Annotated in this window: 23 protein-coding genes and 1 pseudogene; 21 read left to right on the forward strand and 3 right to left on the reverse strand. The window is 72.0% G+C overall.

Annotation, left to right across the window (positions count from 1 at the left end; translation table 11 throughout):
• Positions 1 to 127 precede the first annotated feature (127 nt).
• Positions 128 to 1,333 (forward strand): signal recognition particle-docking protein FtsY, encoded by a 1,206-nt coding sequence (gene ftsY, locus HFV08_RS13460; protein ID WP_168539206.1) that lies wholly within the window; start codon positions 128 to 130, stop codon positions 1,331 to 1,333.
• Between the two features lie 110 nt (positions 1,334 to 1,443).
• Here ftsY and HFV08_RS13465 read toward each other — a convergent pair whose 3' ends face one another.
• A complete protein-coding gene (locus HFV08_RS13465; RefSeq protein ID WP_168539208.1) occupies positions 1,444 to 2,112 on the reverse strand; it encodes a bifunctional DNA primase/polymerase in 669 nt (222 codons plus the stop codon).
• A gap of 516 nt (positions 2,113 to 2,628) precedes the next feature.
• On the opposite strand from HFV08_RS13465, the gene nsdA reads away from it, so the two are divergent.
• The 5 genes from nsdA (at position 2,629) to ffh (ending at position 10,692) form a co-directional block, all read left to right on the forward strand.
• Positions 2,629 to 4,110, forward strand: coding sequence for a transcriptional repressor NsdA (gene nsdA, locus HFV08_RS13470; RefSeq protein ID WP_168539210.1), 1,482 nt, complete (start codon positions 2,629 to 2,631; stop codon positions 4,108 to 4,110).
• 360 nt (positions 4,111 to 4,470) lie between these two features.
• Positions 4,471 to 5,817 carry an ammonium transporter gene (locus tag HFV08_RS13475; protein WP_168539212.1) on the forward strand — a complete coding sequence of 449 codons (1,347 nt, stop codon included), beginning with the start codon at positions 4,471 to 4,473 and terminating at the stop codon, positions 5,815 to 5,817.
• Positions 5,814 to 6,152 carry a P-II family nitrogen regulator gene (locus tag HFV08_RS13480; RefSeq protein WP_040247787.1) on the forward strand — a complete coding sequence of 113 codons (339 nt, stop codon included), beginning with the start codon at positions 5,814 to 5,816 and terminating at the stop codon, positions 6,150 to 6,152. The genes HFV08_RS13475 and HFV08_RS13480 overlap by 4 nt, the downstream gene beginning before the upstream one ends.
• Positions 6,153 to 6,177: 25 nt before the next feature.
• Entirely contained in the window at positions 6,178 to 8,808 is a 2,631-nt protein-coding gene (locus tag HFV08_RS13485) for a [protein-PII] uridylyltransferase (RefSeq protein ID WP_376770622.1), read from the forward strand.
• Positions 8,809 to 9,135: 327 nt separating this feature from the next.
• Entirely contained in the window at positions 9,136 to 10,692 is a 1,557-nt protein-coding gene (gene ffh, locus HFV08_RS13490; RefSeq protein WP_168539214.1) for a signal recognition particle protein, read from the forward strand.
• A 314-nt stretch (positions 10,693 to 11,006) separates the two neighbouring features.
• Here the strand turns inward: ffh and HFV08_RS13495 are convergent, their stop codons facing one another.
• Positions 11,007 to 11,939 (reverse strand): class I SAM-dependent methyltransferase, encoded by a 933-nt coding sequence (locus HFV08_RS13495; protein ID WP_168539216.1) that lies wholly within the window; start codon positions 11,937 to 11,939, stop codon positions 11,007 to 11,009.
• A 464-nt stretch (positions 11,940 to 12,403) separates the two neighbouring features.
• Between HFV08_RS13495 and HFV08_RS13500 the strand changes: the two genes are divergently transcribed.
• The 15 genes and pseudogenes from HFV08_RS13500 to HFV08_RS13570 all read left to right on the forward strand — a co-directional run bounded on the left by HFV08_RS13500 (position 12,404) and on the right by HFV08_RS13570 (position 22,712).
• Positions 12,404 to 13,048, forward strand: coding sequence for a hypothetical protein (locus HFV08_RS13500; protein WP_052482164.1), 645 nt, complete (start codon positions 12,404 to 12,406; stop codon positions 13,046 to 13,048).
• A 250-nt stretch (positions 13,049 to 13,298) separates the two neighbouring features.
• Entirely contained in the window at positions 13,299 to 13,727 is a 429-nt protein-coding gene (gene rpsP, locus HFV08_RS13505; protein ID WP_168539218.1) for a 30S ribosomal protein S16, read from the forward strand.
• Between the two features lie 2 nt (positions 13,728 to 13,729).
• On the forward strand, positions 13,730 to 13,966 hold the full coding sequence (locus HFV08_RS13510; RefSeq protein WP_040247777.1) for an RNA-binding protein: 237 nt from the start codon (positions 13,730 to 13,732) through the stop codon (positions 13,964 to 13,966).
• Positions 13,967 to 14,135: 169 nt separating this feature from the next.
• Positions 14,136 to 14,744: a ribosome maturation factor RimM gene (gene rimM, locus HFV08_RS13515; protein WP_168539220.1), complete on the forward strand. Its 609-nt coding sequence runs from the start codon at positions 14,136 to 14,138 to the stop codon at positions 14,742 to 14,744.
• On the forward strand, positions 14,744 to 15,565 hold the full coding sequence (gene trmD / locus HFV08_RS13520) for a tRNA (guanosine(37)-N1)-methyltransferase TrmD (protein WP_168539222.1): 822 nt from the start codon (positions 14,744 to 14,746) through the stop codon (positions 15,563 to 15,565). The genes rimM and trmD overlap by 1 nt, the downstream gene beginning before the upstream one ends.
• 132 nt (positions 15,566 to 15,697) lie before the next feature.
• On the forward strand, positions 15,698 to 16,048 hold the full coding sequence (gene rplS, locus HFV08_RS13525; RefSeq protein WP_161326019.1) for a 50S ribosomal protein L19: 351 nt from the start codon (positions 15,698 to 15,700) through the stop codon (positions 16,046 to 16,048).
• Between the two features lie 46 nt (positions 16,049 to 16,094).
• Complete coding sequence (gene lepB / locus HFV08_RS13530; RefSeq protein ID WP_168539224.1) at positions 16,095 to 16,955, forward strand: signal peptidase I; 861 nt, start codon at positions 16,095 to 16,097, stop codon at positions 16,953 to 16,955.
• Complete coding sequence (gene lepB, locus HFV08_RS13535) at positions 16,948 to 18,021, forward strand: signal peptidase I (protein WP_168539226.1); 1,074 nt, start codon at positions 16,948 to 16,950, stop codon at positions 18,019 to 18,021. Before lepB (HFV08_RS13530) ends, lepB (HFV08_RS13535) begins: the two co-directional genes overlap by 8 nt.
• Entirely contained in the window at positions 17,906 to 18,874 is a 969-nt protein-coding gene (lepB, locus tag HFV08_RS13540) for a signal peptidase I (protein WP_210430288.1), read from the forward strand. The genes lepB (HFV08_RS13535) and lepB (HFV08_RS13540) overlap by 116 nt, the downstream gene beginning before the upstream one ends.
• 71 nt (positions 18,875 to 18,945) lie before the next feature.
• Positions 18,946 to 19,689 (forward strand): signal peptidase I, encoded by a 744-nt coding sequence (gene lepB, locus HFV08_RS13545; protein WP_168539228.1) that lies wholly within the window; start codon positions 18,946 to 18,948, stop codon positions 19,687 to 19,689.
• Positions 19,679 to 20,221 carry an NUDIX hydrolase gene (locus tag HFV08_RS13550; RefSeq protein ID WP_376770623.1) on the forward strand — a complete coding sequence of 181 codons (543 nt, stop codon included), beginning with the start codon at positions 19,679 to 19,681 and terminating at the stop codon, positions 20,219 to 20,221. Before lepB (HFV08_RS13545) ends, HFV08_RS13550 begins: the two co-directional genes overlap by 11 nt.
• A gap of 55 nt (positions 20,222 to 20,276) precedes the next feature.
• Positions 20,277 to 20,585 carry a DUF2469 domain-containing protein gene (locus tag HFV08_RS13555; protein WP_005311352.1) on the forward strand — a complete coding sequence of 103 codons (309 nt, stop codon included), beginning with the start codon at positions 20,277 to 20,279 and terminating at the stop codon, positions 20,583 to 20,585.
• Positions 20,586 to 21,008: 423 nt separating this feature from the next.
• Positions 21,009 to 21,446, forward strand: a complete 438-nt coding sequence (locus HFV08_RS13560; protein ID WP_168539230.1) for a YraN family protein — start codon at positions 21,009 to 21,011, stop codon at positions 21,444 to 21,446.
• Positions 21,446 to 21,607, forward strand: a pseudogene (locus tag HFV08_RS13565) (magnesium chelatase domain-containing protein); the annotation flags it as partial. The gene HFV08_RS13560 and the pseudogene HFV08_RS13565, both read left to right, overlap by 1 nt.
• 487 nt (positions 21,608 to 22,094) lie before the next feature.
• Complete coding sequence (locus HFV08_RS13570; protein WP_168539234.1) at positions 22,095 to 22,712, forward strand: hypothetical protein; 618 nt, start codon at positions 22,095 to 22,097, stop codon at positions 22,710 to 22,712.
• Positions 22,713 to 22,766: 54 nt separating this feature from the next.
• On the opposite strand, the gene HFV08_RS13575 is transcribed toward HFV08_RS13570, so the two are convergent.
• Positions 22,767 to 23,918 carry a hypothetical protein gene (locus tag HFV08_RS13575; protein WP_168539236.1) on the reverse strand — a complete coding sequence of 384 codons (1,152 nt, stop codon included), beginning with the start codon at positions 23,916 to 23,918 and terminating at the stop codon, positions 22,767 to 22,769.
• Between the last annotated feature and the right edge of the window lie 2 nt (positions 23,919 to 23,920).

The raw sequence follows: 23,920 nt of genomic DNA on the forward strand, positions 1-23,920 counted from the left end.
CGTCTCTCGTCCCCTCCCGGGGACCGCTCCCGCCACCCCGCCGCGCACCCGCGCCGCGGGGTGGCGACGCTCCGCGGCGGCGGGGCACACACGGGCCGGGAGCCCATGGCCGATACTGGGTGGCGTTATGGAAACCGTCATCCTTGCTGTAGTCATCGCCGTCGTCGTGCTCGGCGCACTCGGCGGGCTCGTCGTCGGCAGCCGCCGGAAGAAGCAGCTGCCCCCGCCCGAGGCGCCCCCCACCACCCCCGACCTCACCGCCCCGCCCACCGAACCGCAGGTCGGCGACGAGTCCGGCACCGCGGCCCCCGAAGCCCGCCGCACCGTCGAGGAGGTCGGGCTGCCCGAAGGCGCCGAGCCCTCGCCGGACCTCGTCGAGGCCGAGGCGCCCACCCCGATCGAGGTGCCCGAGCCGAGCGAGGGCCGCCTGGTGCGGCTGCGTGCCCGGCTCTCCCGCTCCCAGAACGCCCTCGGCAAGGGGCTGCTCACGCTCCTGTCCCGGGAGCACCTGGACGAGGACACCTGGGAGGAGATCGAGGACACCCTGCTCACCGCGGACGTCGGTGTCGCCGCGACCACCGAACTCGTCGACCGGCTGCGCGAACGCGTCCGGGTCCTCGGCACCCGCACCCCCGCCGAGCTGCGCACCCTGCTGCGCGAGGAACTGCTCGCCCTGGTCGGCCCGGACCTGGACCGCACCGTGCACACCGAGTCGCCGCTGGACACCCCGGGCATCGTGATGGTCGTCGGCGTGAACGGCACCGGCAAGACCACCACCACCGGCAAGCTCGCCCGGGTCCTGGTGGCCGACGGCAAGATCGTGCTGCTCGGCGCCGCCGACACCTTCCGGGCCGCCGCCGCCGACCAGTTGGAGACCTGGGGCGAGCGGGTCGGCGCCCTGACCGTCCGCGGCCCGGAGGCGGGCGACCCGGCCTCGGTCGCCTTCGACGCGGTCAAGGAAGGCGCCGAGACCGGTGCGGACGTCGTCCTCATCGACACCGCGGGGCGCCTGCACACCAAGACCGGCCTCATGGACGAGCTGGGCAAGGTCAAGCGCGTCGTCGAGAAGCACGCCCCGCTCGACGAGGTGCTGCTCGTCCTGGACGCCACCACCGGCCAGAACGGCCTGGTGCAGGCACGGGTCTTCGCGGAGGTCGTGGACATCACCGGCATCGTGCTGACGAAGCTGGACGGTACGGCCAAGGGCGGCATCGTCGTCGCCGTCCAGCGCGAACTGGGCGTCCCCGTCAAGCTCGTCGGCCTCGGCGAGGGCGCCGACGACCTCGCCCCCTTCGAGCCGGAGGCCTTCGTCGACGCCCTGATCGGCGACTGACACCCCGGCCGGACTGACACCCCGTCCGGCCCGCCCGGTGCTTTCCGGCCACCCCACGGCCCGGCCCCCGCGATCCTCCGCGGGGGCCGGGCCGTTTCGTACGACGAGCCTCAGCCCGCCGCCTCCTGGGCGGCGAGGCGGTGGGCGACGTAGGCGAGGGTGCCGAGCAGGAGGCGGGCCTCGGGCGGGCGGCGGGCGGCGTCGGCGAGGGCGGGGGAGCGCAGCCAGCGCACCGGGCCCGCACCGCCGCGGTCCGAGGGCGGGGCGGTGATGTGGCTGCCGGGCCCGAGGCCGCGCAGGTCGAGGGCGGCGTCGTCCCAGCCCGTGCGGTAGAGCAGGGTGGGGAGCTGGGCCGCGGCGCCGGGGGCGACGAGGAACTGCGCCCGGCCCTGCGGGGTGAGCGCGACCGGGCCGAGCGGCAGCCCCATGCGCTCCAGGCGGGCCAGCGCGCGGCGGCCCGCGGTCTCGGCGACCTCGATCACGTCGAAGCTCCGGCCGACCGGCAGCATCACCGCGGCGCCCGGGAAGGCGCCCCAGACCTCGGTGACCTCACCGAGGCCGGCGCCCGCGGGCACCAGCGGCGCGAAGTCGAGGGGATGCGCGCCGGGGGAGGGGCAGTCGGGGGTGCCGCAGGAGCACCGGCCCTCGGCCGCGCGCGCCCCGGGGACCGTGTCCCAGCCCCACAGGCCGGTCAGTTCGGCCACGCCGGTGACGTCCGGAGTGCGGCCGCGGCGGCGGGAGTTGGCGCGCCGCTCCCGGATGCCGATCGTGAAGCCCATGCCTCCTCCAACGTGCCCGCCGCGCCGGGGGTTACGCGGCAGGGCGGCTCGTGACCGGCTGCGGCGGCGCGTGTCCCGTGCGCGGGTGGACCGTCCCGTGTGCCGTCGCGACGACGGCGCGTTGTCGCACAAGGGGTGGTGCGTGGCGCGGTGCGCGCCCCGGTGTGCACCGCTCCGCAGCCTTTCGTCTGTCCTATGTCAAGTGAATCGCGCGTGGACACAGGGGAGTTCTTCTGCGGGGGTGGCGAATGGTGGCGTTTGCCGGATCGACCTCACGGGAGGGGTGATCGTAGGATTACTTTGAGTACACGGGCCCGGGGATTGCGCGTGTTCGCGGGTATGCCAACGGCAAGTCGGTCCCCTGTTCGACGGGTGGCGTCCCCTCGGACCGGGAGCCGCGGCGCTGCGCACTCTGGTAGGGCTTGGCACTGACAACGGACCGCGGTGGCATCGCGCCGGGCATAAGTGCGCGAGTGGCGGGCGGCCTTGAGGAACCCGAGGGATGGGGGCATCGCAGTGAGCGGCAACGGCGCGGGCGGTACGGCTGCGGACAAGCGTCCCAACGAACTGCTCGGCTCATGGTTCCTGCGCAGCGGCTGGTCGAAGGGCGAGCTGGCCCGCCAGGTGAACCGCAGGGCACGGCAGTTGGGCGCCAACCACATCTCCACCGACACCTCCCGGGTGCGCCGCTGGCTGGACGGGGAGAACCCGCGCGAGCCCATCCCGAAGATCCTCGCCGAGCTGTTCTCCGAGCGCTTCGGCTGCGTGGTCGCCGTGGAGGACCTCGGGCTGCGCCCCACCCACCAGGCGCCCTCGGTCGCCGGGGTGGACCTGCCGTGGACCGGGCCGCAGACCGTCGCCCTGCTGAGCGAGTTCTCCCGCAGCGATCTGATGCTCGCCCGCCGCGGCTTCCTCGGCAGCTCGCTCGCGCTGGCCGCGGGACCCGCCCTGATCGAGCCGATGCAGCGCTGGCTGGTGCCCGCCCCCGGCAGCTCGCTCGCCCCGGCCGCCGAGCAGCCCCCCGGCGGCTCCCGGCGCGGCGGCCGGCTCTCCGCGCCCGAGCTGGAGTTGCTGGAGTCCACCACCGTGATGTTCCGGCAGTGGGACGCCCAGTGCGGTGGCGGACTGCGCCGCAAGGCCGTCGTCGGCCAGCTCCACGAGGTCACCGACCTGCTCCAGGAGTCGCAGCCCGCCGCCACCGCGCGCCGCCTGTTCAAGGTGGCGGCCGAACTCGCCGAGCTCGCCGGGTGGATGAGCTACGACGTGGGCCTGCAGCCCACCGCGCAGAAGTACTTCGTGCTCGCCCTGCACGCCGCGAAGGAGGCCGGCGACAGACCGCTCGGCTCGTACGTCCTGTCCAGCATGAGCCGGCAGATGATCCACCTCGGCCGGCCCGAGGACGCCCTGGAGCTGGTCCACCTCGCCCAGTACGGCAGCCGCGACTGCGCGAGCCCGCGCACCCAGGCCATGCTCTACGCGATGGAGGCCCGCGCCTACGCCGGGATGGGGCAGCCCGGCAAGTGCAAGCGGGCGGTGCGGATGTCCGAGGACACCTTCGAGGACGTACTCGACCTCAGCGAGCCGGAGCCGGACTGGATCCGCTTCTTCTCCCGCGCCGAACTGCACGGCGAGAACGCCCACTCCTACCGCGACCTCGCCTATGTCGCGGGCCGCAGCCCCACCTACGCCTCGCTCGCCGAACCGGTCATGGCCACCGCCGTGGAACTCTTCGGGCAGGACCCGGAGCACCAGCGCTCGTACGCGCTGAACCTCGTCGGCATGGCCACCGTGCACCTGCTGCGGCGCGAGCCCGAGCAGGGGGCGCGGCTCGCGGGCGAGGCCCTCACGCTCGCGGGCAAGATCCGCTCCGAGCGGGTCAACACCCGGATCCGCAGGACCGTCGACACCGCGCTCCGGGACTTCGGCGAGGTCGCCGAGGTCGCCGAGCTCACCGAGCGCCTCGCGCTCCACCTGCCCGAGACCGCCGCGGCGCTCTGAGGGCCGCACCCCCCTCCACCCGCTCCCGCCCGGCCGCACTCCGCGTGCGCGCCGGGCGCGGGTATGCGAGGTTTCGTCACATGGCGGCCGCGGGCGGCGTTCGTATGCGGTCCGCCCGGGGCGCGGTGGCGCGGGCACCCGCTGCGGTCCGGGCGGCGAAGGTTGCGCCGCGATAACGATCGCCGCGGCCCCCGGCGTGAGTTCATCCACGTGTAACACCCGTGGCGCCTTCGTGACCGCGGGGAAACATCGAGCGGCATCGGCGGAAACGGCGCCGCGCGACTCTCTGACGTCATAACCGGCCCGCTCCCATCCGCTCCGGCATCCCCGCACGGGCCGTACGACGACGAGGAGACGCCGATGCCCCCAGGCATCACGCTTGCCGCAGACACTCCGCAACTGTCTGCCGCCAACACCGGATTCATGCTGCTCTGCTCCGCCCTGGTGATGCTCATGACACCGGGTCTCGCCTTCTTCTACGGAGGCATGGTCCGCGTCAAGAGCACCCTCAACATGCTGATGATGAGCTTCATCAGCCTGGGCATCATCACCATCCTCTGGGTGCTCTACGGCTTCTCGGTGGCCTTCGGCACCGACAAGGCCAGCCTCTTCGGCTGGGACTCCGACTACGTGGGCCTCAGCGGCATCGGCCTCACCCAGCTCTGGGACGGCTACACCATCCCGGTGTACGTCTTCGCGGTCTTCCAGCTGATGTTCGCGATCATCACCCCCGCCCTGATCAGCGGCGCCCTCGCGGACCGGGTGAAGTTCACCGCCTGGGCCCTGTTCATCGCCCTGTGGGCCACGGTCGTCTACTTCCCGGTCGCGCACTGGGTCTGGGGCACCGGCGGCTGGGCCTTCGACCTCGGCGTCATCGACTTCGCGGGCGGCACCGCGGTGCACATCAACGCCGGTGCCGCGGCCCTCGGCGTGATCCTCGTCATCGGCAAGCGCGTCGGCTTCAAGAAGGACCCGATGCGCCCGCACAGCCTGCCGCTGGTGATGCTCGGCGCCGGTCTGCTGTGGTTCGGCTGGTTCGGCTTCAACGCGGGCTCCTGGCTCGGCAACGACGACGGCGTCGGCGCGCTGATGTTCCTCAACACCCAGGTCGCCACCGCCGCCGCCATGCTCGCCTGGCTGCTCTACGAGAAGGTCCGCCACGGCGCCTGCACCACCCTCGGCGCCGCCTCCGGCGCGGTCGCCGGACTGGTCGCGGTCACCCCCTCCGGCGGCTCGGTCTCCCCGCTCGGCGCGATCGCCGTCGGCGCCATCGCCGGTCTGCTGTGCGCCATGGCCGTCGGCCTGAAGTACAGGTTCGGCTACGACGACTCCCTCGACGTGGTCGGCGTCCACCTGGTCGGCGGCATCGTCGGCTCCGTCCTCATCGGCTTCTTCGCCACCGGCGGCGGCCAGTCCGACGCGGCCGGCGTCTTCTACGGCGACCACACCTTCGACCAGCTGTGGAAGCAGCTCGCCGGAGTCGGCGGCGTCCTCGCCTACTCGCTGATCGCCTCCGCGATCCTCGCCTTCCTCGTCGACAGGACGATCGGCATGCGGGTCAGCGAGGACGACGAGGTCCTCGGCATCGACCAGGTCGAGCACGCCGAGACCGCCTACGACTTCAGCGGCGCGGGCGGCGGCAGCTCCGCCCGCAACACCGCGGCGCCCGCGGCCCCGGCCGCACCGAACAGGAAGGTGGACGCATGAAGCTCATCACCGCCGTCGTCAAGCCGCACCGGCTCGACGAGATCAAGGAAGCCCTCCAGGCCTTCGGCGTCCACGGGCTCACCGTCACCGAGGCCAGCGGCTACGGACGCCAGCGCGGCCACACCGAGGTCTACCGCGGTGCCGAGTACACCGTCGACCTCGTACCCAAGATCCGTATCGAGGTCCTCGCCGAGGACGACGACGCCGAGCAGCTGATCGAGGTCGTCGTCAAGGCCGCCCGCACCGGCAAGATCGGCGACGGCAAGGTCTGGTCCGTCCCCGTCGAGGAAGCCGTACGGGTACGCACCGGCGAGCGCGGCCCCGACGCGCTCTGAGAACACAACCGACAGGAGTCGCCGGGTGACGAGTGTGCACGAAGGTACGGAAGACACCGGCAGGACGGCGGACGACGTGACCGGCGACGACACCCCACCCGGCGGCTACGCGGCGGCCCGGCTGCACCTCCTCAACGCGGAGGGACAGCAGGGGCCGCCGCGCCGCGCCGCCCTCGCGAAGCTCACCGACGCCTGGCTGGAGCAGCTCTTCACCTCCGCCGCCGGGCCGCTGCGCGGGGTCAGCCTGCTCGCCGTCGGCGGCTACGGCCGCGGCGAACTCTCCCCGCGCAGCGACCTCGACCTGGTCCTGCTGCACGACGGCAAGGCCGACCAGGGCGCCCTCGCCGCCCTCGCCGACCGCATCTGGTACCCGGTCTGGGACCTCGGCCTCGACCTCGACCACTCGGTGCGCACCCCCGCCGAGGCCCGCAGGACCGCCGGCGAGGACCTCAAGGTCCAGCTCGGCCTGCTCGACGCCCGCCACCTCGCGGGCGACCTCGGACTCACCGCCTCGCTGCGCACCACCGTCCTCGCGGACTGGCGCAACCAGGCCCCCAAACGCCTGCCCGAACTCCAGGAGCTGTGCGCCGAACGCGCCGCCCGCCAGGGCGAGTTGCAGTACCTCCTCGAAGGCGACCTCAAGGAGGCCCGCGGCGGACTGCGCGACGCCACCGCGCTGCGCGCCGTCGCCGCCTCCTGGCTCGCCGACGCCCCCCGCGAAGGACTCGACAACGCCCGGCGCCGCCTGCTCGACGTACGCGACGCCCTCCACCTGGCCACCGGCCGCGCCACCGACCGGCTCGCCCTCCAGGAACAGGACCAGGTCGCCGAGGCCCTCGGCCTGCTCGACGCCGACGCCCTGCTCCGCCAGGTCTACGAGGCCGCCCGCACCATCTCCTACGCCAGCGACGTCACCTGGCGCGAGGTCGGCCGGGTGCTGCGGGCCCGCTCGGTGCGGCCCCGGCTGCGCGCCCTGATCGGCGGCGGCAAGGCGGTGCCCGAGCGCACCCCGCTCGCCGAGGGCGTCGTCGAACAGGACGGCGAGGTCGTCCTCGCCCGCGCCGCCCGCCCCGAACGCGACCCGGTGCTGCCGCTGCGCGCCGCGGCCGCCGCCGCCCAGGCCGGTCTTCCGCTCTCCCTGCACGCGGTACGCCGCCTGGCCGCCGCCACCAAGGCGCTGCCCGCGCCCTGGCCCGCCGAGGCCCGCGAACAGCTGGTGACCCTGCTCGGCGCGGGCCGCCCCACCGTCGAGGTCTGGGAGGCCCTGGAGGCGGAGGGTCTGATCACCCGGCTGCTGCCCGACTGGGAGCGGGTGCGCTGCCGCCCGCAGCGCAACGCCGTCCACACCTGGACCGTCGACCGCCACCTGGTGGAGACCGCCGTCCAGGCCGCCGAGCTGACCCGCCGGGTGCACCGGCCCGACCTGCTCCTGGTCGCCGCCCTGCTGCACGACATCGGCAAGGGCTGGCCCGGCGACCACAGCGAGGCCGGCGAGATCATCGCCCGCGACACCGCCGCCCGGATCGGCTTCGACCGCGCCGACGCCGCCGTCCTCGCCACCCTGGTCCGCCACCACCTCCTCCTCGTCGAGACGGCCACCCGCCGCGACCTCGACGACCCGGCCACCGTGGCGGCCGTCGCCGAGGCCGTCGGGAGCACCTCCACCCTGGAACTGCTGCACGCCCTCACCGAGGCCGACGCCCTCGCCACCGGGCCCGCCGCCTGGTCCGCCTGGCGCTCCTCCCTCGTCACCGACCTGGCCGGCCGGGTCGCCGCCGTCCTCAGCGGCCGGGCCCCCGCCGCGAGTGCCGACCCCGAGCCCACCGCCGAGGAGGAGCGCCTCGCCGTCGAGGCCCACCGCACCCGGGCCCCCGTACTGGCCCTGCACGCCCGGCCCGAGACCGAGGAGGAGGAACTCGGCGGCGCCGAGGCCGCCGAGTCCGCGGAGCCGGCCGACCCCGAGCCCCTCGGCGTGGAACTGCTCATCGCCCTGCCCGAACAGCCCGGCGTACTCCCCGCGGTCGCCGGGGTCCTCGCCCTGCACCGCCTGACCGTGCGCACCGCGGAACTGCGCGCGCTGGATCTGGCGGGGGAGCTGGACGGCGGGCGGGCCGGGGCGGCGGCGGGTGCTGATGTCGCCGGCGCCGAGGGGATTTCCGGGGCGGAGACGAGCACCGCGGCCGACGCGAGCGCCGAGGCCGCTGCGGCGCCGGACGCCGAGGCGGGCCCGGTGCTCCTGCTGAACTGGCGGGTCGCCGCCGAGTACGGCTCGCTGCCGCAGGCGGCCCGGCTCCGCGCCGACCTGGTCCGCGCCCTGGACGGCTCCCTCAACATCGCCGGACGGCTCGCCGAACGCGACGCCGCCTACCCGCGCCGCCGGGGGACCGTGGCCCCGCCGCCCCGGGTCAGCGTCGCCTCGGACAGCTCGCACCGGGCCACCGTCCTGGAGGTCCGCGCCCAGGACGCCCCCGGCCTGCTGCACCGCATCGGCCGCGCCCTGGAGGACTCCGCGGTACGGGTTCGCAGCGCCCATGTCTCCACCCTCGGCGCCAACGCCGTGGACGCCTTCTACGTCACCGGGCTCGACGAGCGTCCCCTGGCCGACGACCAGGCCGAGTCCCTGGCCAGGGACCTGGAGAAGACCTTGCGCGCCTGAGGCCGGACGGGGGCGGGCGGGGCGGCCGCGCGGTACCGGGCCGGGGCCGGGGCACCCGCACGGCCGGGGCCGGGGCACCCGCACGCGGCCTCGGCCCGGACACCCGCACGCGGCGCCGTCCTCGCGCACGGCCCGCGCCCCCGGGGCCCGGACCGCCCCGCGCCGGATCCGGTGCCGGATCCGCCGGTGCCCGGGGTGCAGACCGCTTGCCGGGCGGCCGGATACCCTGGAGGACGACCTGTACGACCCGTACGCCCTGTCCGCCTGCCCGGGGCCCTGCCAAGGGGCCGGGGCGGCACGCCACCGACCCGAGGATTCGCGACCGCCGTGTTCGACACTCTTTCCGACCGCCTCGCAGCGACATTCAAGAGCCTCCGCGGCAAGGGGCGCCTCAGCGAGGCGGACATCGACGCCACGGCGCGCGAGATCCGTATCGCCCTGCTCGAAGCGGACGTCGCCCTGCCCGTGGTGCGGGCCTTCATCAAGCAGGTCAAGGAGCGCGCGCTCGGCGCCGAGGTCTCCCAGGCGCTGAACCCGGCCCAGCAGGTCATCAAGATCGTCAACGAGGAGCTCATCGGCATCCTCGGCGGCGAGACCCGGCGGCTGCGCTTCGCCAAGCAGCCGCCCACGGTGATCATGCTCGCCGGTCTCCAGGGCGCCGGTAAGACCACCCTCGCCGGAAAGCTCGGCCGCTGGCTCAAGGGCCAGGGCCACACCCCGCTGCTCGTCGCCTGCGACCTCCAGCGCCCCAACGCCGTCAACCAGCTCGCCGTCGTCGCCGAGCGCGCGGGCGTCGGCGTCTACGCCCCCGAGCCGGGCAACGGCGTCGGTGACCCGGTGCAGGTGGCCCGCGACTCCCTCGAGTACGCCCGCTCCAAGCAGCACGACATCGTCATCGTCGACACCGCGGGCCGCCTCGGCATCGACCAGGAGCTGATGCGGCAGGCCGCGGACATCCGCGACGCGGTCAGCCCCGACGAGGTCCTCTTCGTCGTCGACGCGATGATCGGCCAGGACGCGGTCAACACCGCCGAGGCCTTCCGGGACGGCGTCGGCTTCGACGGAGTGGTGCTCTCCAAGCTCGACGGCGACGCCCGCGGCGGTGCGGCCCTGTCCGTCGCGCATGTCACCGGCCGCCAGATCATGTTCGCCTCCAACGGCGAGAAGCTGGACGACTTCGACGCCTTCCACCCGGACCGGATGGCCTCCCGCATCCTCGGCATGGGCGACATGCTCACGCTGATCGAGAAGGCGGAGCAGACCTTCAGCCAGCAAGAGGCCGAGAAGATGGCCTCCAAGCTGGCGAGCAGCAAGGGCAAGGACTTCACCCTCGACGACTTCCTGGCCCAGATGGAACAGGTCCGCAAGATGGGCAGCATCAGCAAGCTGCTCGGCATGCTCCCCGGCATGGCCCAGGTCAAGGACCAGATCAACAACCTCGACGAGCGCGATGTCGACCGCACCGCCGCCATCATCAAGTCGATGACCCCGGCCGAGCGCCAGGAACCGACGATCATCAACGGCTCCCGCCGCGCCCGTATCGCCCGCGGTTCGGGCGTCGAGGTCAGCGCGGTCAAGAGCCTCGTCGAGCGCTTCTTCGAGGCCCGCAAGATGATGTCGCGGATGGCGCAGGGCGGCGGTATGCCGGGCATGCCCGGGATGCCCGGCATGGGCGGCGGCCCCGGCCGCCAGAAGAAGAAGCAGAAGCAGGCCAAGGGCAAGCAGCGCTCCGGCAACCCGATGAAGCGCAAGCAGCAGGAGCAGGAGGCGGCCCTGCGCCGCCAGCAGGCCGAGGAGAACGGCGGCGGCGCCTTCGGCCTGCCCGCCGGCGAGCCCGGCAAGGACTTCGAACTCCCCGACGAGTTCAAGAAGTTCATGGGCTGAGGCCCGTCGCGGGCACACAGGCCCCGCGTACGCGCAAGGGGGCGCCCTCCCGTCCAGGAAGGCGCCCCCTTCGCGCGTATGCGCCCTCGGGGCCTGCGGCTCTGCGCTCTCGCGGCCCGGTGCTCCTGCGGCCCGGGGCCCCGCGGCTCGGGGCCCCGCGGCTCGGGTCTGCGAGCGGAGGGGACCCGGGGCTCAGCGCCGGGACCCGGGCTCAGGTCGGGACCCGGACGCCGGACGCAGACAGCGACCCGGACCCAGGCCCGGGTGTACCGGCTCGGGGTCGGGGATGCCGGGCTCGATCAGGCAAGCCGGGCTCAGGGGATACGGGCCAGCAGGTACCGGAAGACGTTCGGCAGCCAGACCGTGCCGTCGGGGCGGCGGTAGGAGTGCAGGGCCTCCTGGAGCTCCTTGTCGGTCTGCGCGGGGTCGGTGCCCGCGGGCGCGTCGGACGCGTCGAAGAGGCCCGTCGCGCGCAGCCCGCGCAGCGCGCTCTCCGGGTCCGGATAGCCGAAGGGGCAGGACACCCGGCCCGAGCCGTCCGGCCGCAGCCCGGCCCGCTCGGCCGCGTACTCCAGGTCGTCACGGCCCGCGGCCCGCAACCCGGCGCCCTCCGCGGCGACGCCGCCCGGGCCGCCCCCGGGACCGCCGCCCGGGGAACCGTCCCGACCACCGCCCGGGGCACCCTCCGGACCGCCGGGCCCGCCGAGGACCGCGTCCCGCAGCGCCGTCACCGCGCAGCGCTCCGGCGGGCCCCAGCCGGTGAGCACCACCCGCGCCCCGCGCCGCGCGTACGGCGCCGCCTCGCGCAGCCGCCGGACCAGCCGCGCGGTGTCGCCCCGCGCGCAGCCGACCGGCTCCAGGGCCGTCACCACGGTGAACGGCTCGGCGGGGGCGGGGAGTCGACCGGGCTCGCCCTCGTACAGGACCGCGGGCGGCCCGGACCGCCCCGGCTCCGGCTCCCGCGGCGTCAGGCGCTCGCGGGCCAGCGCGAGGCGCTCGGGGTGCGCGGACTCCACGCCGGTGACCGCGGCCCCGCGCACCGAGGCGAGGAGCAGGGCGAGCCCGGCCCCGCAGTCCAGGCCGAGCAGGCGGGTGCCCTCGCCGACGCCGAGCCGCTCGTGCACCGTCACATGGAGCGGGACGAGCATCCGCTCCTGGATCTCCGCCCAGTCGCGTGCGCGTACCGCCGGATCGTGGGCGGGCGGTGCCGCCGCGTCCGGGTGCTGCCGCACGGGCATAGGTGTCATGGATTCGCGCCCCAATCAGCCGAGAGATCTCCTCCGCCGCGCTGTGCCGTGCGCCCCCGTGCCGTACCCGCACGAACCCGCGTGCTCCTCTCAGCCAGGGAACTGCGCAACCGGCGCCGCGTCCAGGGGGAGTGGGCCAATGGACGTGCGCCCCCTGCACGCCCCGACGCGCGGGCGCCGCCGACCCCGGTTGGCCACGCGGCGGGTACGCCCGGTAACGTCACCGCGGACATCCCATGAGGTCCCGGGCACTTCTCCCGGCTCCCGGGCGGGCATCGGATGCCGCGCGGCCGCCTCGAACGAAGGTCCCGAGGCCCTGATCGTTGACGGCCGCGGCGGGTCGAAGGGTACGTACGCATACGTACGGCAATGCCCTGACCTGCGCTGATATCGGACCGATCGAGGCAGGAACGGCCTCTCGGTGCTTAGGCGGCCAACTGACTGGTAGGGGCAAAATATTTGGGATGCCCCGGAATAGGAACACCGTGGCCCTCCCGCTCGTTGTGCACGACGTGAGCACGACACCACCTGTACTGGCAGCGGAGCTGGCGGAGGCGTGGGCCGAGATTCAGCGGCACCACCCCGAGCTTCCGGACCTCGCCGCCCCCGAGTCCTTGATCGGAGAGTCCTCGTCCGCCTGCGGCGCCGAGCTTTCCTTCGAAAGGCTGCTCCACGAAGCAGTCCACGGCATCGCCGCCGCCCGAGGAGTACGCGACACCTCGCGGGCCGGCCGGTATCACAACCGCAGATTCCTGGCCATCGCCGAGGAGCTCGGCCTCGACCACCCCGAGGAGCCCCACCCCAGCAGCGGGTTCTCCCTGGTCACCCTCAACCCGGAGGCGCGCAGGCGCTACCGCTCCACCACCGAGCGGCTCCAGCGCGCCCTGCGGGCACACAGCGCGGCCACCGCCGCCGACAGTGCCGGGGGCTTCCGCGGTCCGGCCGCCCGGCACGGCTCCTCCGGCGGGGGAGTGCGCGTCAAGGCGGTCTGCGACTGCGGGCGCAATGTGCGCGTCGTCCCCTCCGTCCTCGCCCAGGCGCCGATCGTCTGCGGCGGCTGCGGCAAACCCTTCCGGATCCCGGAGGTGGTGGGCGCCGGCGCCCGCTGACCGCGCGACGCCGCGGGCGGTCCCGGTCCACCGGTCACGAACCGGCAGGCTGGGGCCCGCGGCGATGCGTGCCGTCATCGGCCGGTGACGGCCGGGCCCCGGGGGTGTGGCACAATGGGCAGCTGTACTCGACAGTCGCACAGGACCCCTCTCTCCTCCGGCTGACGCGTCCATCGGGCCATCGGGTACCGCAACCCCACGCGGCACCTCCCTGTGTCCCACCACGTCAAATCCAGGAGAATCCACTCCCGTGGCAGTCAAGATCAAGCTGAAGCGTCTGGGCAAGATCCGTTCGCCTCACTACCGCATCGTCGTCGCCGACTCCCGTACCCGCCGTGACGGCCGGGCCATCGAGGAGATCGGCCTGTACCACCCGGTGCAGAACCCCTCGCGCATCGAGGTCGACGCCGAGCGCGTCGCGTACTGGCTCTCCGTCGGCGCGCAGCCGACCGAGCCCGTGCTCGCCATCCTCAAGAAGACCGGCGACTGGCAGAAGTACAAGGGCGAGGCCGCCCCGCCCCCGCTGCTCCAGCCCGAGGAGAAGACCGCGCGTCCGGTCTTCGAGTCCCTCAGCAGCGAGGACGAGCCCAAGGGTGAGGCCATCACCCAGAAGGCGAAGAAGGCCGACAAGAAGGCGGACGAGGCTCCGGCCGAGGCCGCCGCGTCCACCGAGGCCTGAGCATGCTCGAGGAGGCTCTTGAGCACCTCGTGAAGGGCATCGTCGACAACCCCGACGACGTGCAGGTCGCCTCCCGCAACCTGCGCCGTGGCCGCGTGCTGGAGGTCCGGGTCCACCCCGACGACCTCGGCAAGGTGATCGGCCGCAACGGCCGCACCGCGCGCGCCTTGCGTACCGTCGTCGGCGCCATCGGTGGCCGGGGTATCCGCGTCGACCTCGTGGACGTCGACCAGGTCTGAGGCGCCCGCGCGGCCTGGTCCGCGCGGTTCCCACCTCGTACAAGGGCTGATGTTCGGGGCCGGAGGCAGTCCAGACTGCCTCCGGCCCCTTTCCCGTTCTTTGGATTCCTTCGGTTTCTTTCGGATTCCTCCGGATTCTTCGGATCTCTGTGGACCAGGAGCAACACAGGTGCAGCTTGTAGTCGCGCGGATCGGGCGCGCCCACGGCATCAAGGGTGAGGTCACCGTCGAGGTGCGCACCGACGAGCCCGAACTGCGGCTCGCGCCCGGCGCCGTCCTCGCCACCGACCCCGCCTCGGTGGGGCCGCTGACCATCGAGACGGGCCGGGTGCACAGCGGACGGCTGCTGCTGCGCTTCGCCGGATCCGGGGACCGCACCGCCGCCGAGGCCCTGCGCGGCACCCTCCTCATCGCCGAGGTCGACCCGGAGCAGCAGCCTGAGGACCCCGAGGAGTTCTACGACCACCAGCTCCTCGACCTCGACGTGGTCACCGCCGACGGCACCGAGGTCGGCCGGATCACCGAGATCTCGCACCTGCCCTCCCAGGACCTGTTCATCGTCGAGCGGCCCGACGGCAGCGAGGTGATGATCCCCTTCGTCGAGGAGATCGTCACCGCGATCGACCTCGACGCCCAGCGCGCCGTCGTCGACCCGCCGCCCGGCCTCATCGACGACCGCGCCGAGATCGCCTCCGCCCGCGAGGACGGCGAGCAGGACGCCGATCAGGGCAGCGCCCGGCAGGGCGGCCAGGACGCCGCGGACGAGGACGGGAACTGATGCGGCTCGATGTCGTCACGCTCTTCCCCGAGTACCTCGAACCGCTCCACCTCTCTCTCGTCGGCAAGGCCCGCGCCCGCGGACAGCTCGGCGTGCACGTCCACGACCTGCGGCAGTGGGCGTACGACAAGCACCACACCGTCGACGACACCCCCTACGGCGGCGGCCCCGGCATGGTCATGAAGACCGAACCCTGGGGCGAGGCCCTCGACGAGGTGATCGCCACGGGCTACGAACACGGCGCCGCCGAGCCCGTCCTCGTCGTCCCCACCCCCAGCGGGCGGCCCTTCACCCAGGAACTCGCCGTCGCCCTGTCCGCGCGGCCCTGGCTGATCTTCACCCCGGCCCGCTACGAGGGCATCGACCGCCGCGTCACCGAGGAGTACGCCGCGCGCCTGCCGGTCTGCGAGGTGTCCATCGGCGACTACGTCCTCGCCGGGGGAGAGGCCGCCGTCCTCGTCATCACCGAGGCCGTGGCCCGGCTCCTCCCCGGTGTCCTCGGCAACGCCGAATCGCACCGCGACGACTCCTTCGCCCCCGGCGCCATGGCCAACCTCCTCGAAGGCCCCGTCTACACCAAGCCGCCCGAGTGGCGCGGCCGCGGCATCCCCGAGGTGCTGCTCAGCGGCCACCACGGCAGGATCGCCCGCTGGCGCCGCGACGAGGCCCTGCGCCGGACCGCCGTGCACCGACCCGAGCTGATCGAGCGCTGCGAGGCCACCGCCTTCGACAAGAAGGACCGCGAGACCCTCAGCATCCTCGGCTGGGCCCCCGGCCCCGACGGCCGATTTTGGCTCCGGCCACCCGCCGTGGAAGAATGACCAGCTGCTGTACGTCGTCCGGCGTGCGCCCCTGCCACAGGGGGACACGACGCCCGCCCCGACGCCGGCAGCTCCACACCCACCACTTCGCCCGTTGATGACCTGTGGCATCAGCGAAGAAAGCAGACACACATGTCCCACCTGCTCGACTCCGTCGACGCCGCCTCGCTGCGCACCGACGTCCCGGCCTTCCGCCCGGGTGACACCGTCAACGTCCACGTGCGCGTCATCGAGGGCAACCGCTCCCGTGTGCAGCAGTTCAAGGGTGTCGTCATCCGCCGCCAGGGCGCCGGTGTCCGCGAGACCTTCACGGTCCGCAAGGTCTCCTTCTCCGTCGGCGTCGAGCGCACCTTCCCGGTGCACACCCCGATCGTGGAGAAGATCGAGCTCGTCACCCGCGGTGACGTCCGCCGTGCCAAGCTCTACTACCTGCGCGAGCTGCGCGGCAAGGCCGCGAAGATCAAGGAGAAGCGCGAGAGCTGATCTCGCGCACCGGTGTCACAGGGAGGCCGGATAGCATCTCGCCCCGATGGACACCGATGCACAGCACACGGAGCGCGACCGCTCGTGCCGAGCCTCCGCCCCCGGCGGCAGCGGGGACACCACCCCGCCGCCCCCGGTGACGGAGCAGGCAGCCGAACGGTCGCGCTCCGCGCGTGTACCCGGGGCCGACAGGGCCCCTGAACCCCCGGACACCGCTGCGGGCGCCCCGGACACGGAGTCTTCCGGCCCCGACCGCGCCGCCGGGGCCGAGGACACCACCGCCGGAGCCGAGCCCCGGCGGACCCGCGGCGGGCTGCTCGGCAGGATCCCCGGCGGGCGGCTGACCGTGGCCTTCCTCGGCGGACTCGTCCTGCTGCTGCTCGCCGCCCTGTTCGTGGTGCAGCCCTTCCTCATCCCCAGCGACTCGATGGAACCGGCCTACCGGGACGGAGATCGCGTACTCGTCAACAAGTTGGCGTACCGTTTCGGAGCGAAGCCCGCGCGTGGCGAGGTCGTCGTCTTCGACGGCACCGGCTACTTCGGGGACGGGGACTACATCAAGCGCGTCGTGGGCGTGGGCGGCGATCGCGTCACATGCGACGGACGGGGGAGGATCGCGGTGAACGGCCGACCGCTCGACGAGCCCTATCTCCACCCGGGAGACACCCCCTCCACGGTGGCCTTCGACGTGGTGGTGCCCGAGGACACCCTCTTCGTGCTCGGCGATCACCGCAGCGCCTCCCGCGACAGCCGGGACCATCTCGGCTCACCCGGCGGCGGCATGATCCCGCTGGACGCGGTCGTCGGCCGCGCCGACTGGACGGTGTGGCCGCCCTCGCGCTGGACCTCCCACGAGCGTCCCGGCGGCTACGACGGCATACCCGCACCCGGCGCCCACCATGGGTAAGCGCGGCATCCCCCGCGGCGAGCACCGCGCGGGCGACGACCAGGAGGAGCGTCCCGCCACCGGCGGCCGCGCCGAACGCCGCAAACTCGCGCGCAAGGTCAGAAGACGCCGCCGGCGCTCGGCGATCAAGGAGATCCCGCTCCTCGTCGGCGTCGCCCTGATCATCGCGCTCGTCCTCAAGACCTTCCTCGTCCAGGCCTTCGTCATCCCCTCCGGCTCGATGGAGCAGACGATCAAGGTCGGCGACCGGGTACTCGTCGACAAACTCACCCCCTGGTTCGGATCCAAGCCCGAACGCGGCGACGTCGTCGTCTTCAAGGACCCCGGCGACTGGCTGGAAGCCGAACGCAAGAAGAAGAAGGACCCGCCGGTCGGCGTCAAGCAGATCAAATGGGCCCTCACCAACATCGGCCTGCTGCCCTCCGATGACGAACGCGACCTGATCAAGCGGGTCGTCGGCGTCGGCGGGGACACCGTGAAGTGCTGCGACAAGCAGGGCCGCGTCACGGTCAACGGCACCCCACTGAACGAGCCCTACCTGCACCCCGGCAACAAGCCCTCCGACTTCTCCTTCACGGTCAAGGTCCCCGAGGGCCGCCTCTTCGTCCTCGGCGACCACCGCGCCGATTCGGCCGATTCCCGCTATCACCGCACCGAGGCGTTCAACGGTACGGTCTCCGAGGACAGCGTCGTCGGCCGTGCCCTCGTCATCGCCTGGCCCTTCGGCCACTGGCGCGGGCTGACGGAGACGAAGACCTACGCCTCCGTGCCCGATGCGGCCGCCGTCGCGGCAGGCGCCCCCGCGGTGTCGCATAGGGTGGATGCAGCGGAACGAAACGGAATGATCCCGCTCCCGATCCCTGCGGAACTCCCGCTCGTTATGGGAGTGGTGGGCCTTCGTCTCACCTGGAACAGACATCGGCACGGACTGAGGAGTGGATGTGGGGGATTTGGCGGTCGGCGCACGATCCGGACACGAGGGCCCCGAGGAGCGGCCCGAGAACCGGCAGGACCCATCCGTCACACCCCCTCCGACCGAGCCGGACGAGCAGAACCGGACCGCTGAGGACGGCGAGCCCGCCGCGGAGACCGGCGGCCGGGCCCAGGCCCGCCAGGACCGGAAGAAACCGCGTTCCTTCTGGAAGGAGCTCCCGCTCCTCATCGTCATCGCGCTGGTGCTCGCCCTGGTCATCAAGACCTTCCTGGTCCAGGCCTTCTCCATCCCCTCCGACTCCATGCAGAACACCCTGCAGCAGGGCGACCGGGTCCTTGTCGACAAGCTCACTCCCTGGTTCGGCTCGGAGCCCGAGCGCGGCGAGGTCGTCGTCTTCCACGACCCGGACAACTGGCTGGCGGGCGAGCCCACCACCACCCCCAACGCCCTGCAGACCGGCCTCAGCAAGATCGGCCTGATGCCGTCCGCGGACGAGAAGGACCTCATCAAGCGGGTCGTCGGCGTCGCCGGGGACACCGTGGAGTGCAAGGGCACCGGCCCGCTCAAGGTCAACGGCAAGCCGCTCGACGAGCCGCACATCTACGCCGGCAACACCCCCTGCACGGTCGACGACCTCGGTGGGCAGTTCAAGGTCATCGTTCCCAACGGCAAAATCTGGGTCATGGGCGATCACCGCCAGAACTCCCTCGACTCCCGCTACCACCAGCAGGACAAGGACCGCGGCATGGTCCCCGTCGACGAGGTCGTGGGCCGCGCCGTCGTCGTCGCCTGGCCGCCCACCCGCTGGAACACCCTGCCGGTGCCCGACACCTTCGACCAGCCCGGCCTGAACGCCGCCCTCGGTGCCGCGCCCTCCGCCCTCGGCCTCGCCGGAGCGCTGCCGCTGGTCCTGTGGCGCCGGCGCCGCCTGCTCGCCCAGGACAGCCGCGACAGCAGGGTTACTGGTACGAGTACCGCCGGGTAGGGTGCGATCCCAGATCGCCGATCTCCCGCGCCGGGCCGCGGGTCGTATCCCCGACCTGGGAGCGCACCACCATGAGCAGTGCCCCACCCATCGCACAGGAACGCGGGCGGCTCGGCAGCAAGCTGTCCGGAGCCGCCGTGGCCCTCGGCTGCGTGCTCTTCCTCGGCGGCTTCGTCTGGGGCGCCATCGTCTACCAGCCCTACACCGTGCCCACCGAGTCCATGTCCCCGACCATCGGCGCCGGTGACCGGGTACTCGCCGAACGCATCGACGGCTCCGAGGTACGCCGCGGCGACGTCGTCGTCTTCAAGGACAAGGCCTGGGGTGACCTGCCCATGGTCAAGCGGGTCGTCGCCGTCGGCGGCGACAAGGTCGCCTGCTGCACCGACGGCAAGCTCACCGTCAACGGCAAGCAGATCGACGAGCCCTACCTCAAGCCCGGCACCTCCGCCTCACCCAGCGGCATACCCGCCACCACCGTCCCCGAAGGCCGCCTCTTCCTGCTCGGCGATGAACGCAGCGGCTCCCTGGACTCCAGCGTCCACCTGGAGGACGTCGGCCACGGCTCCGTCGCCCGGGGCAACGTCGACGCCCGGGTGGACGCGGTGGCCTGGCCCATGGACGGCATGCTCGCCGGCCCCGAGGGCTTCGAACAGCTGCCCGGCGGCATCTCCCAGCCCGGCCCCCTTCCCCTGGTGCTCGGCGCCATCGTCGTCGGCGCGGTGCTCGTGCTCGGCGGCGCCGCCTACGGCCCCCTCGCCCGCCGCCTGCACCAGCGCCGCGACGGCAGCCGGGAGCTCGCCGGTGTCGGCTGAGGCCGAAGGCCACCCGCCGACCGGGACCGCCCCACTCGGCAGCCCCGGACGGCCCCTGCGCAAGGTGTCACGGCTCATCCTCCTCGACCCCGGGGAACGCATCCTCCTGCTCCACGGGCACGAGGTGGACGATCCCTCCCACGACTGGTGGTTCACCCCCGGCGGCGGCCTCGAAGGCACCGAGACCAGAGAGCAGGCCGCCCTGCGCGAGCTGGCCGAGGAGACCGGCATCACAGACGTACAGCTCGGCCCCGTCCTCTGGCGCCGCCAGTGCTCCTTCCCCTTCGCCGGACAGCGCTGGGACCAGGACGAGTGGTACTTCCTGGCCCGCACCACAGAGACCGAGGTCACCGCCCGCGCCCTCACCGACCTGGAACGACGCAGTATGGCCGGGGCCCGCTGGTGGAGCTGCGAGGAACTGTCAGGGACACATGAGACGGTGTATCCGACCAGACTCGCCGGGCTGCTGCGCAGGCTGCTCGACGAAGGCCCCCCGGCGGAGCCCGAGGACCTCGACACGGAAATCGTCTAGAGGTGTCCCCGGCTGACGCACAATGGGGGGACGCACGGCTGAAGGGGAACATGCCATGAGCGCCGAGGACCTCGAGAAGTACGAGACCGAGATGGAGCTGAAGCTCTACCGGGAGTACCGCGATGTCGTCGGGCTGTTCAAGTACGTGATCGAGACCGAACGGCGCTTCTACCTCACCAACGACTACGAGATGCAGGTGCACTCCGTCCAGGGCGAGGTCTTCTTCGAGGTCTCCATGGCCGACGCCTGGGTCTGGGACATGTACCGCCCCGCCCGGTTCGTCAAGCAGGTACGCGTCCTCACGTTCAAGGACGTGAACATCGAGGAGCTCAACAAGAGCGACCTGGAACTGCCCGGCAGCTGACCCCCGGCGACCGGACGGTCGCGAGAACGAGAAGACGACCGAGCACCTCCCGCCGCCCCTTCGGCGCTCCACCCGCTGGGCGCTCCCCTCCCCGCAGCGCTCCCGCTCCCTCCCGCGGTGCCTTCCGGCGCCGCTTGTTTCACGCTGGTGTCCCCGCGTACCGCCGCTTGTGCGACTGCTCCCCGTCTGCGACATCCTCAGCCCCCGTGTGATCCCCGTGCTGCCGAAGCGCCGGTGACATCGACGTCCCGGTGCTCGCCGGCAGACCCGACTCCGGTCTGCCGAGAACCGTTATAGGCCGTGACGGGCAGTGAGCGACAGCACTCGCAAGGGTGAGAGAGTTATCCACAATCCAGGGGTTATCCACCAAGATCCACAAAGTTTCCGGGACGGGCCCAAGGTGCTCCCCGGAGGTGGTTCGACATGACCACGCACTACAGCACCCCGCACGCCCCCGGCGCGGCCCGCCGGGCATCCGCCGCGAACCGGTGGCCCACCGGCACGGCCCGCCGGCACCTCGGCTCCTACGGCGAGGACCTGGCTGCCGAGTATCTGAAGGAATCGGGGATGACCATCCTCGAACGCAACTGGCGCAGCGGCCGCACCGGCGAGATCGACATCATCGCCCGCGACAAGGACGCCCTCGTCATCTGCGAGGTCAAGACCCGCAGCGCTCACGGATTCCAGCACCCCATGGCCGCCGTCACCCCCGCCAAGGCCCAGCGGCTGCGGCAACTCACCGAACTCTGGCTGCACGGGAACGGCGGCCCACCACCCGGCGGCGTCCGGATCGACCTGATCGGGGTGTGCGTGGGCCGCAACCTCGCCCCCGTCATCGAGCACGCCAAGGGAGCAGCCTGATGGGATTCGCCCGCGCCTGCTCCGTCGCACTCGTCGGCGTCGAAGGCGTCGTCATCGAAGTACAGGCCGACCTCGAACCAGGAGTCGCCGCCTTCACCCTCGTCGGCCTGCCCGACAAGAGCCTCAGCGAAAGCCGGGACCGGGTACGCGCCGCCGTCGTGTTCCCTGTCAAGTTCATCTGTTCAGGCGTGCCCGCCTTCTGAGGGCTGGTGCGCCAGCGTGGCGCGAGGCTTCTGGAGGGTGGGTCGGGATAGCGACCGGCGGAAGGGTGAGTGGAGGTTCCTTCGGCCCAATCGAACATGTGCGTGAATCTCGACGAGATGCCATACGATCGGATGCGACGCCACCGGGTCGGCAACCCCATCGAGCCCGAGCATTGCGGTGCTGCTCCCGGCCGCACTAGGGTCGTTGCGGCGATCTTGGTCTGGTGGGAGTCACTCGGTGCTAGCCCAATCGTGAGGGCTGCTGCGTGATTTTCCGTGTCCTCGCACAGGGTGGCTCGGTTAGGACCTATGTTGCCGAACGGCCTAGATGGGCCTCTGGGGGGACGGGGAGGGCGCAGTCGGGCCTGAGGATGGTGACGTGCCTCTGGCGCGAGTTAGGGCCCCTCGCGGGGGGCAGGTCTACGGGTGAGGACGGGATTGAGTCATGACGGTTGCGGCGCGAGGACCAGTCGATGTGCTCTCGAAGTCGGTCCCGTCGGGCACGCTGATTCCGCAAGAGTCAAAGTTGCAGGCTGTGAACGCCTTCGGCGTGCAGGCCGTCGTTGCCTATCGATGCGATGCGGTCGAGTGCAAGAGGCGGGCAGCTGCAGGTATGGCGCCGTTGACCCGGCCGGACGTGCTGGATCTACTTATGGGCCTGCCTGAGGGTGAAGCGGTGCCCGTCAGCGCCTTGAGCGGGCCCGAACGGCGAGCACTCAAAGCGACGCCAAAGGGTGCGGTTATCCAAAGCAACCGAACCGTAACCAGGCAGGCTGTCCAGCCCTTGCGTGTTGATCTTGCCATCGTGCCTGGTAGGGGGTGGGAGTCGGCAATGGAGAAGGCTGAGCTCTTCACCCCGTTCTGCGCGCGAGCGATACTTGTCGAGCGCCCCTTGCGCCGCAAGGATGACGCATTGCTGCAGGCTGACTTCTATGGCATCGGCCTCTTGGCTCTGGTTGGCAATGAGCTGGACGTGCTGGTTCCACCGCGGCCCTTCGTGAAGCGCCGCCACACTGTTGCTGGCTGGAAGTTCCTCGAAGACATGTACACCCAGCTGGCGTAGTGAAGCGTGGCGGTCGCGTGAACAGCCTCTGGTAGGTGGGCCGGAGCGGCCACGCTAGGAAGCAGGCAGCGTCGCCCATGCTGACAGGGGTGGCGGAGGCTGGAAGCCCCTCTTTGCTGACAGCCCGATGCGCTGGTTCTCGAGCGGGTAGCGGTTGATGGCAGCTGCACACTTTTCCTGCCACCAGATCTTCCGTTTTGGACCGACTTCGTAGCCGGCCATTTCGCCGACCCACGTGCTCCAGATGAGGATGTTGTGGTCCTCGGCGTCGACACGTGTCTCGCTATCAGTCTTGTAGAAGCGGTCGAGCCCACGTCCGTTGCAGACCTCGCAGGGGCACGTCGCAGGCTCCGCGTTTGCGTAGCGGTTGGCGAGCGACTCGGCACCCTTGAAGCACATGAGCTCCGGCATCAAGATACTCGGGTACACGGGGCCGTTTGGCTTGCTGACCTTGGCTCGCTCGCCGGGTGCCACGCTGTGTCGCACGGAGCTGGTGACGCCGATGCCGGCGCAGAGGGCACCGTGGACCATCGCATCGAGGGCTGCCAGGTCTGTCCGCAGCAGCATCATGCCCTCGACCTCGGAGATCACGCGGCGGAGGTTTGCGGGGATGACCTTGGCGTGCTGCAGCGGATCGAACTGGCCGACTAGTACGAGGGCCTTTGGCTGGTTGATGCGCTCGCACGCGGCGATGAGCTGGCCGACGCGCTCATTGCTGAGCCACGTGACGTCGACAGGTACGGTCACGACCGTGTCGACCCGCTCGATGCGCTGTGCGGCGCGGATCACCGCTTTCAGCGGCTTGGAGGCTCCGGGTGCGATGTAGCCAGTGGGGGTCAGGGCTGCGCTTGCCCCTGCTGCCTTCTGGAAGCCGAGCGTGTCATCGAGGGTCGCGAACATCTGGTCTTGCGGCAGAAGGAACGGCTCGTTCTCCGTCGCCGTGTGGGTCGTGTACGGGGCGCTGTCGATCAGCATGGTGCCGGTGAAGCCCGCTTCGGTCCGAAGCTTGAAGGCGCGGGTCTCGGCGTTGTCTCCAGTCATCACTACGCCACCGAGGTCGCTGTCGATTGAGTTGCGCTGGCGCGGGATGAAGCGTGAGTGCTCGTGCAGCAACACGCGCCCCGCCAGGATCGGAGTTGCAGGGACGCTGGCATCGAGTACCCGCAGAGCAGGCGGGCGCTGTCCGAAGGGTGCGGGGTTGCTCAAGA

The organism is Streptomyces physcomitrii (assembly GCF_012273655.1).
Lineage (GTDB): Bacteria > Actinomycetota > Actinomycetes > Streptomycetales > Streptomycetaceae > Streptomyces > Streptomyces physcomitrii.

Excerpts from the sequence above, each read along its gene's own strand:
- HFV08_RS13555 (WP_005311352.1), top strand. The coding sequence starts at position 20,277 with ATGAGCGCCGAGGACCTCGAGAAGTACGAGACCGAGATGGAGCTGAAG.
- lepB (WP_168539228.1), top strand. The coding sequence starts at position 18,946 with ATGAGCAGTGCCCCACCCATCGCACAGGAACGCGGGCGGCTCGGCAGC.
- rplS (WP_161326019.1), top strand. The coding sequence starts at position 15,698 with ATGTCCCACCTGCTCGACTCCGTCGACGCCGCCTCGCTGCGCACCGAC.
- HFV08_RS13510 (WP_040247777.1), top strand. The coding sequence starts at position 13,730 with ATGCTCGAGGAGGCTCTTGAGCACCTCGTGAAGGGCATCGTCGACAAC.
- HFV08_RS13500 (WP_052482164.1), top strand. The coding sequence starts at position 12,404 with ATGCCCCGGAATAGGAACACCGTGGCCCTCCCGCTCGTTGTGCACGAC.
- HFV08_RS13465 (WP_168539208.1), bottom strand. The coding sequence starts at position 2,112 with ATGGGCTTCACGATCGGCATCCGGGAGCGGCGCGCCAACTCCCGCCGC.
- trmD (WP_168539222.1), top strand. The coding sequence starts at position 14,744 with ATGCGGCTCGATGTCGTCACGCTCTTCCCCGAGTACCTCGAACCGCTC.
- HFV08_RS13495 (WP_168539216.1), bottom strand. The coding sequence starts at position 11,939 with ATGACACCTATGCCCGTGCGGCAGCACCCGGACGCGGCGGCACCGCCC.
- lepB (WP_168539224.1), top strand. The coding sequence starts at position 16,095 with ATGGACACCGATGCACAGCACACGGAGCGCGACCGCTCGTGCCGAGCC.
- ftsY (WP_168539206.1), top strand. The coding sequence starts at position 128 with ATGGAAACCGTCATCCTTGCTGTAGTCATCGCCGTCGTCGTGCTCGGC.
- lepB (WP_168539226.1), top strand. The coding sequence starts at position 16,948 with ATGGGTAAGCGCGGCATCCCCCGCGGCGAGCACCGCGCGGGCGACGAC.
- HFV08_RS13560 (WP_168539230.1), top strand. The coding sequence starts at position 21,009 with ATGACCACGCACTACAGCACCCCGCACGCCCCCGGCGCGGCCCGCCGG.
- HFV08_RS13570 (WP_168539234.1), top strand. The coding sequence starts at position 22,095 with ATGACGGTTGCGGCGCGAGGACCAGTCGATGTGCTCTCGAAGTCGGTC.
- HFV08_RS13475 (WP_168539212.1), top strand. The coding sequence starts at position 4,471 with ATGCCCCCAGGCATCACGCTTGCCGCAGACACTCCGCAACTGTCTGCC.
- HFV08_RS13480 (WP_040247787.1), top strand. The coding sequence starts at position 5,814 with ATGAAGCTCATCACCGCCGTCGTCAAGCCGCACCGGCTCGACGAGATC.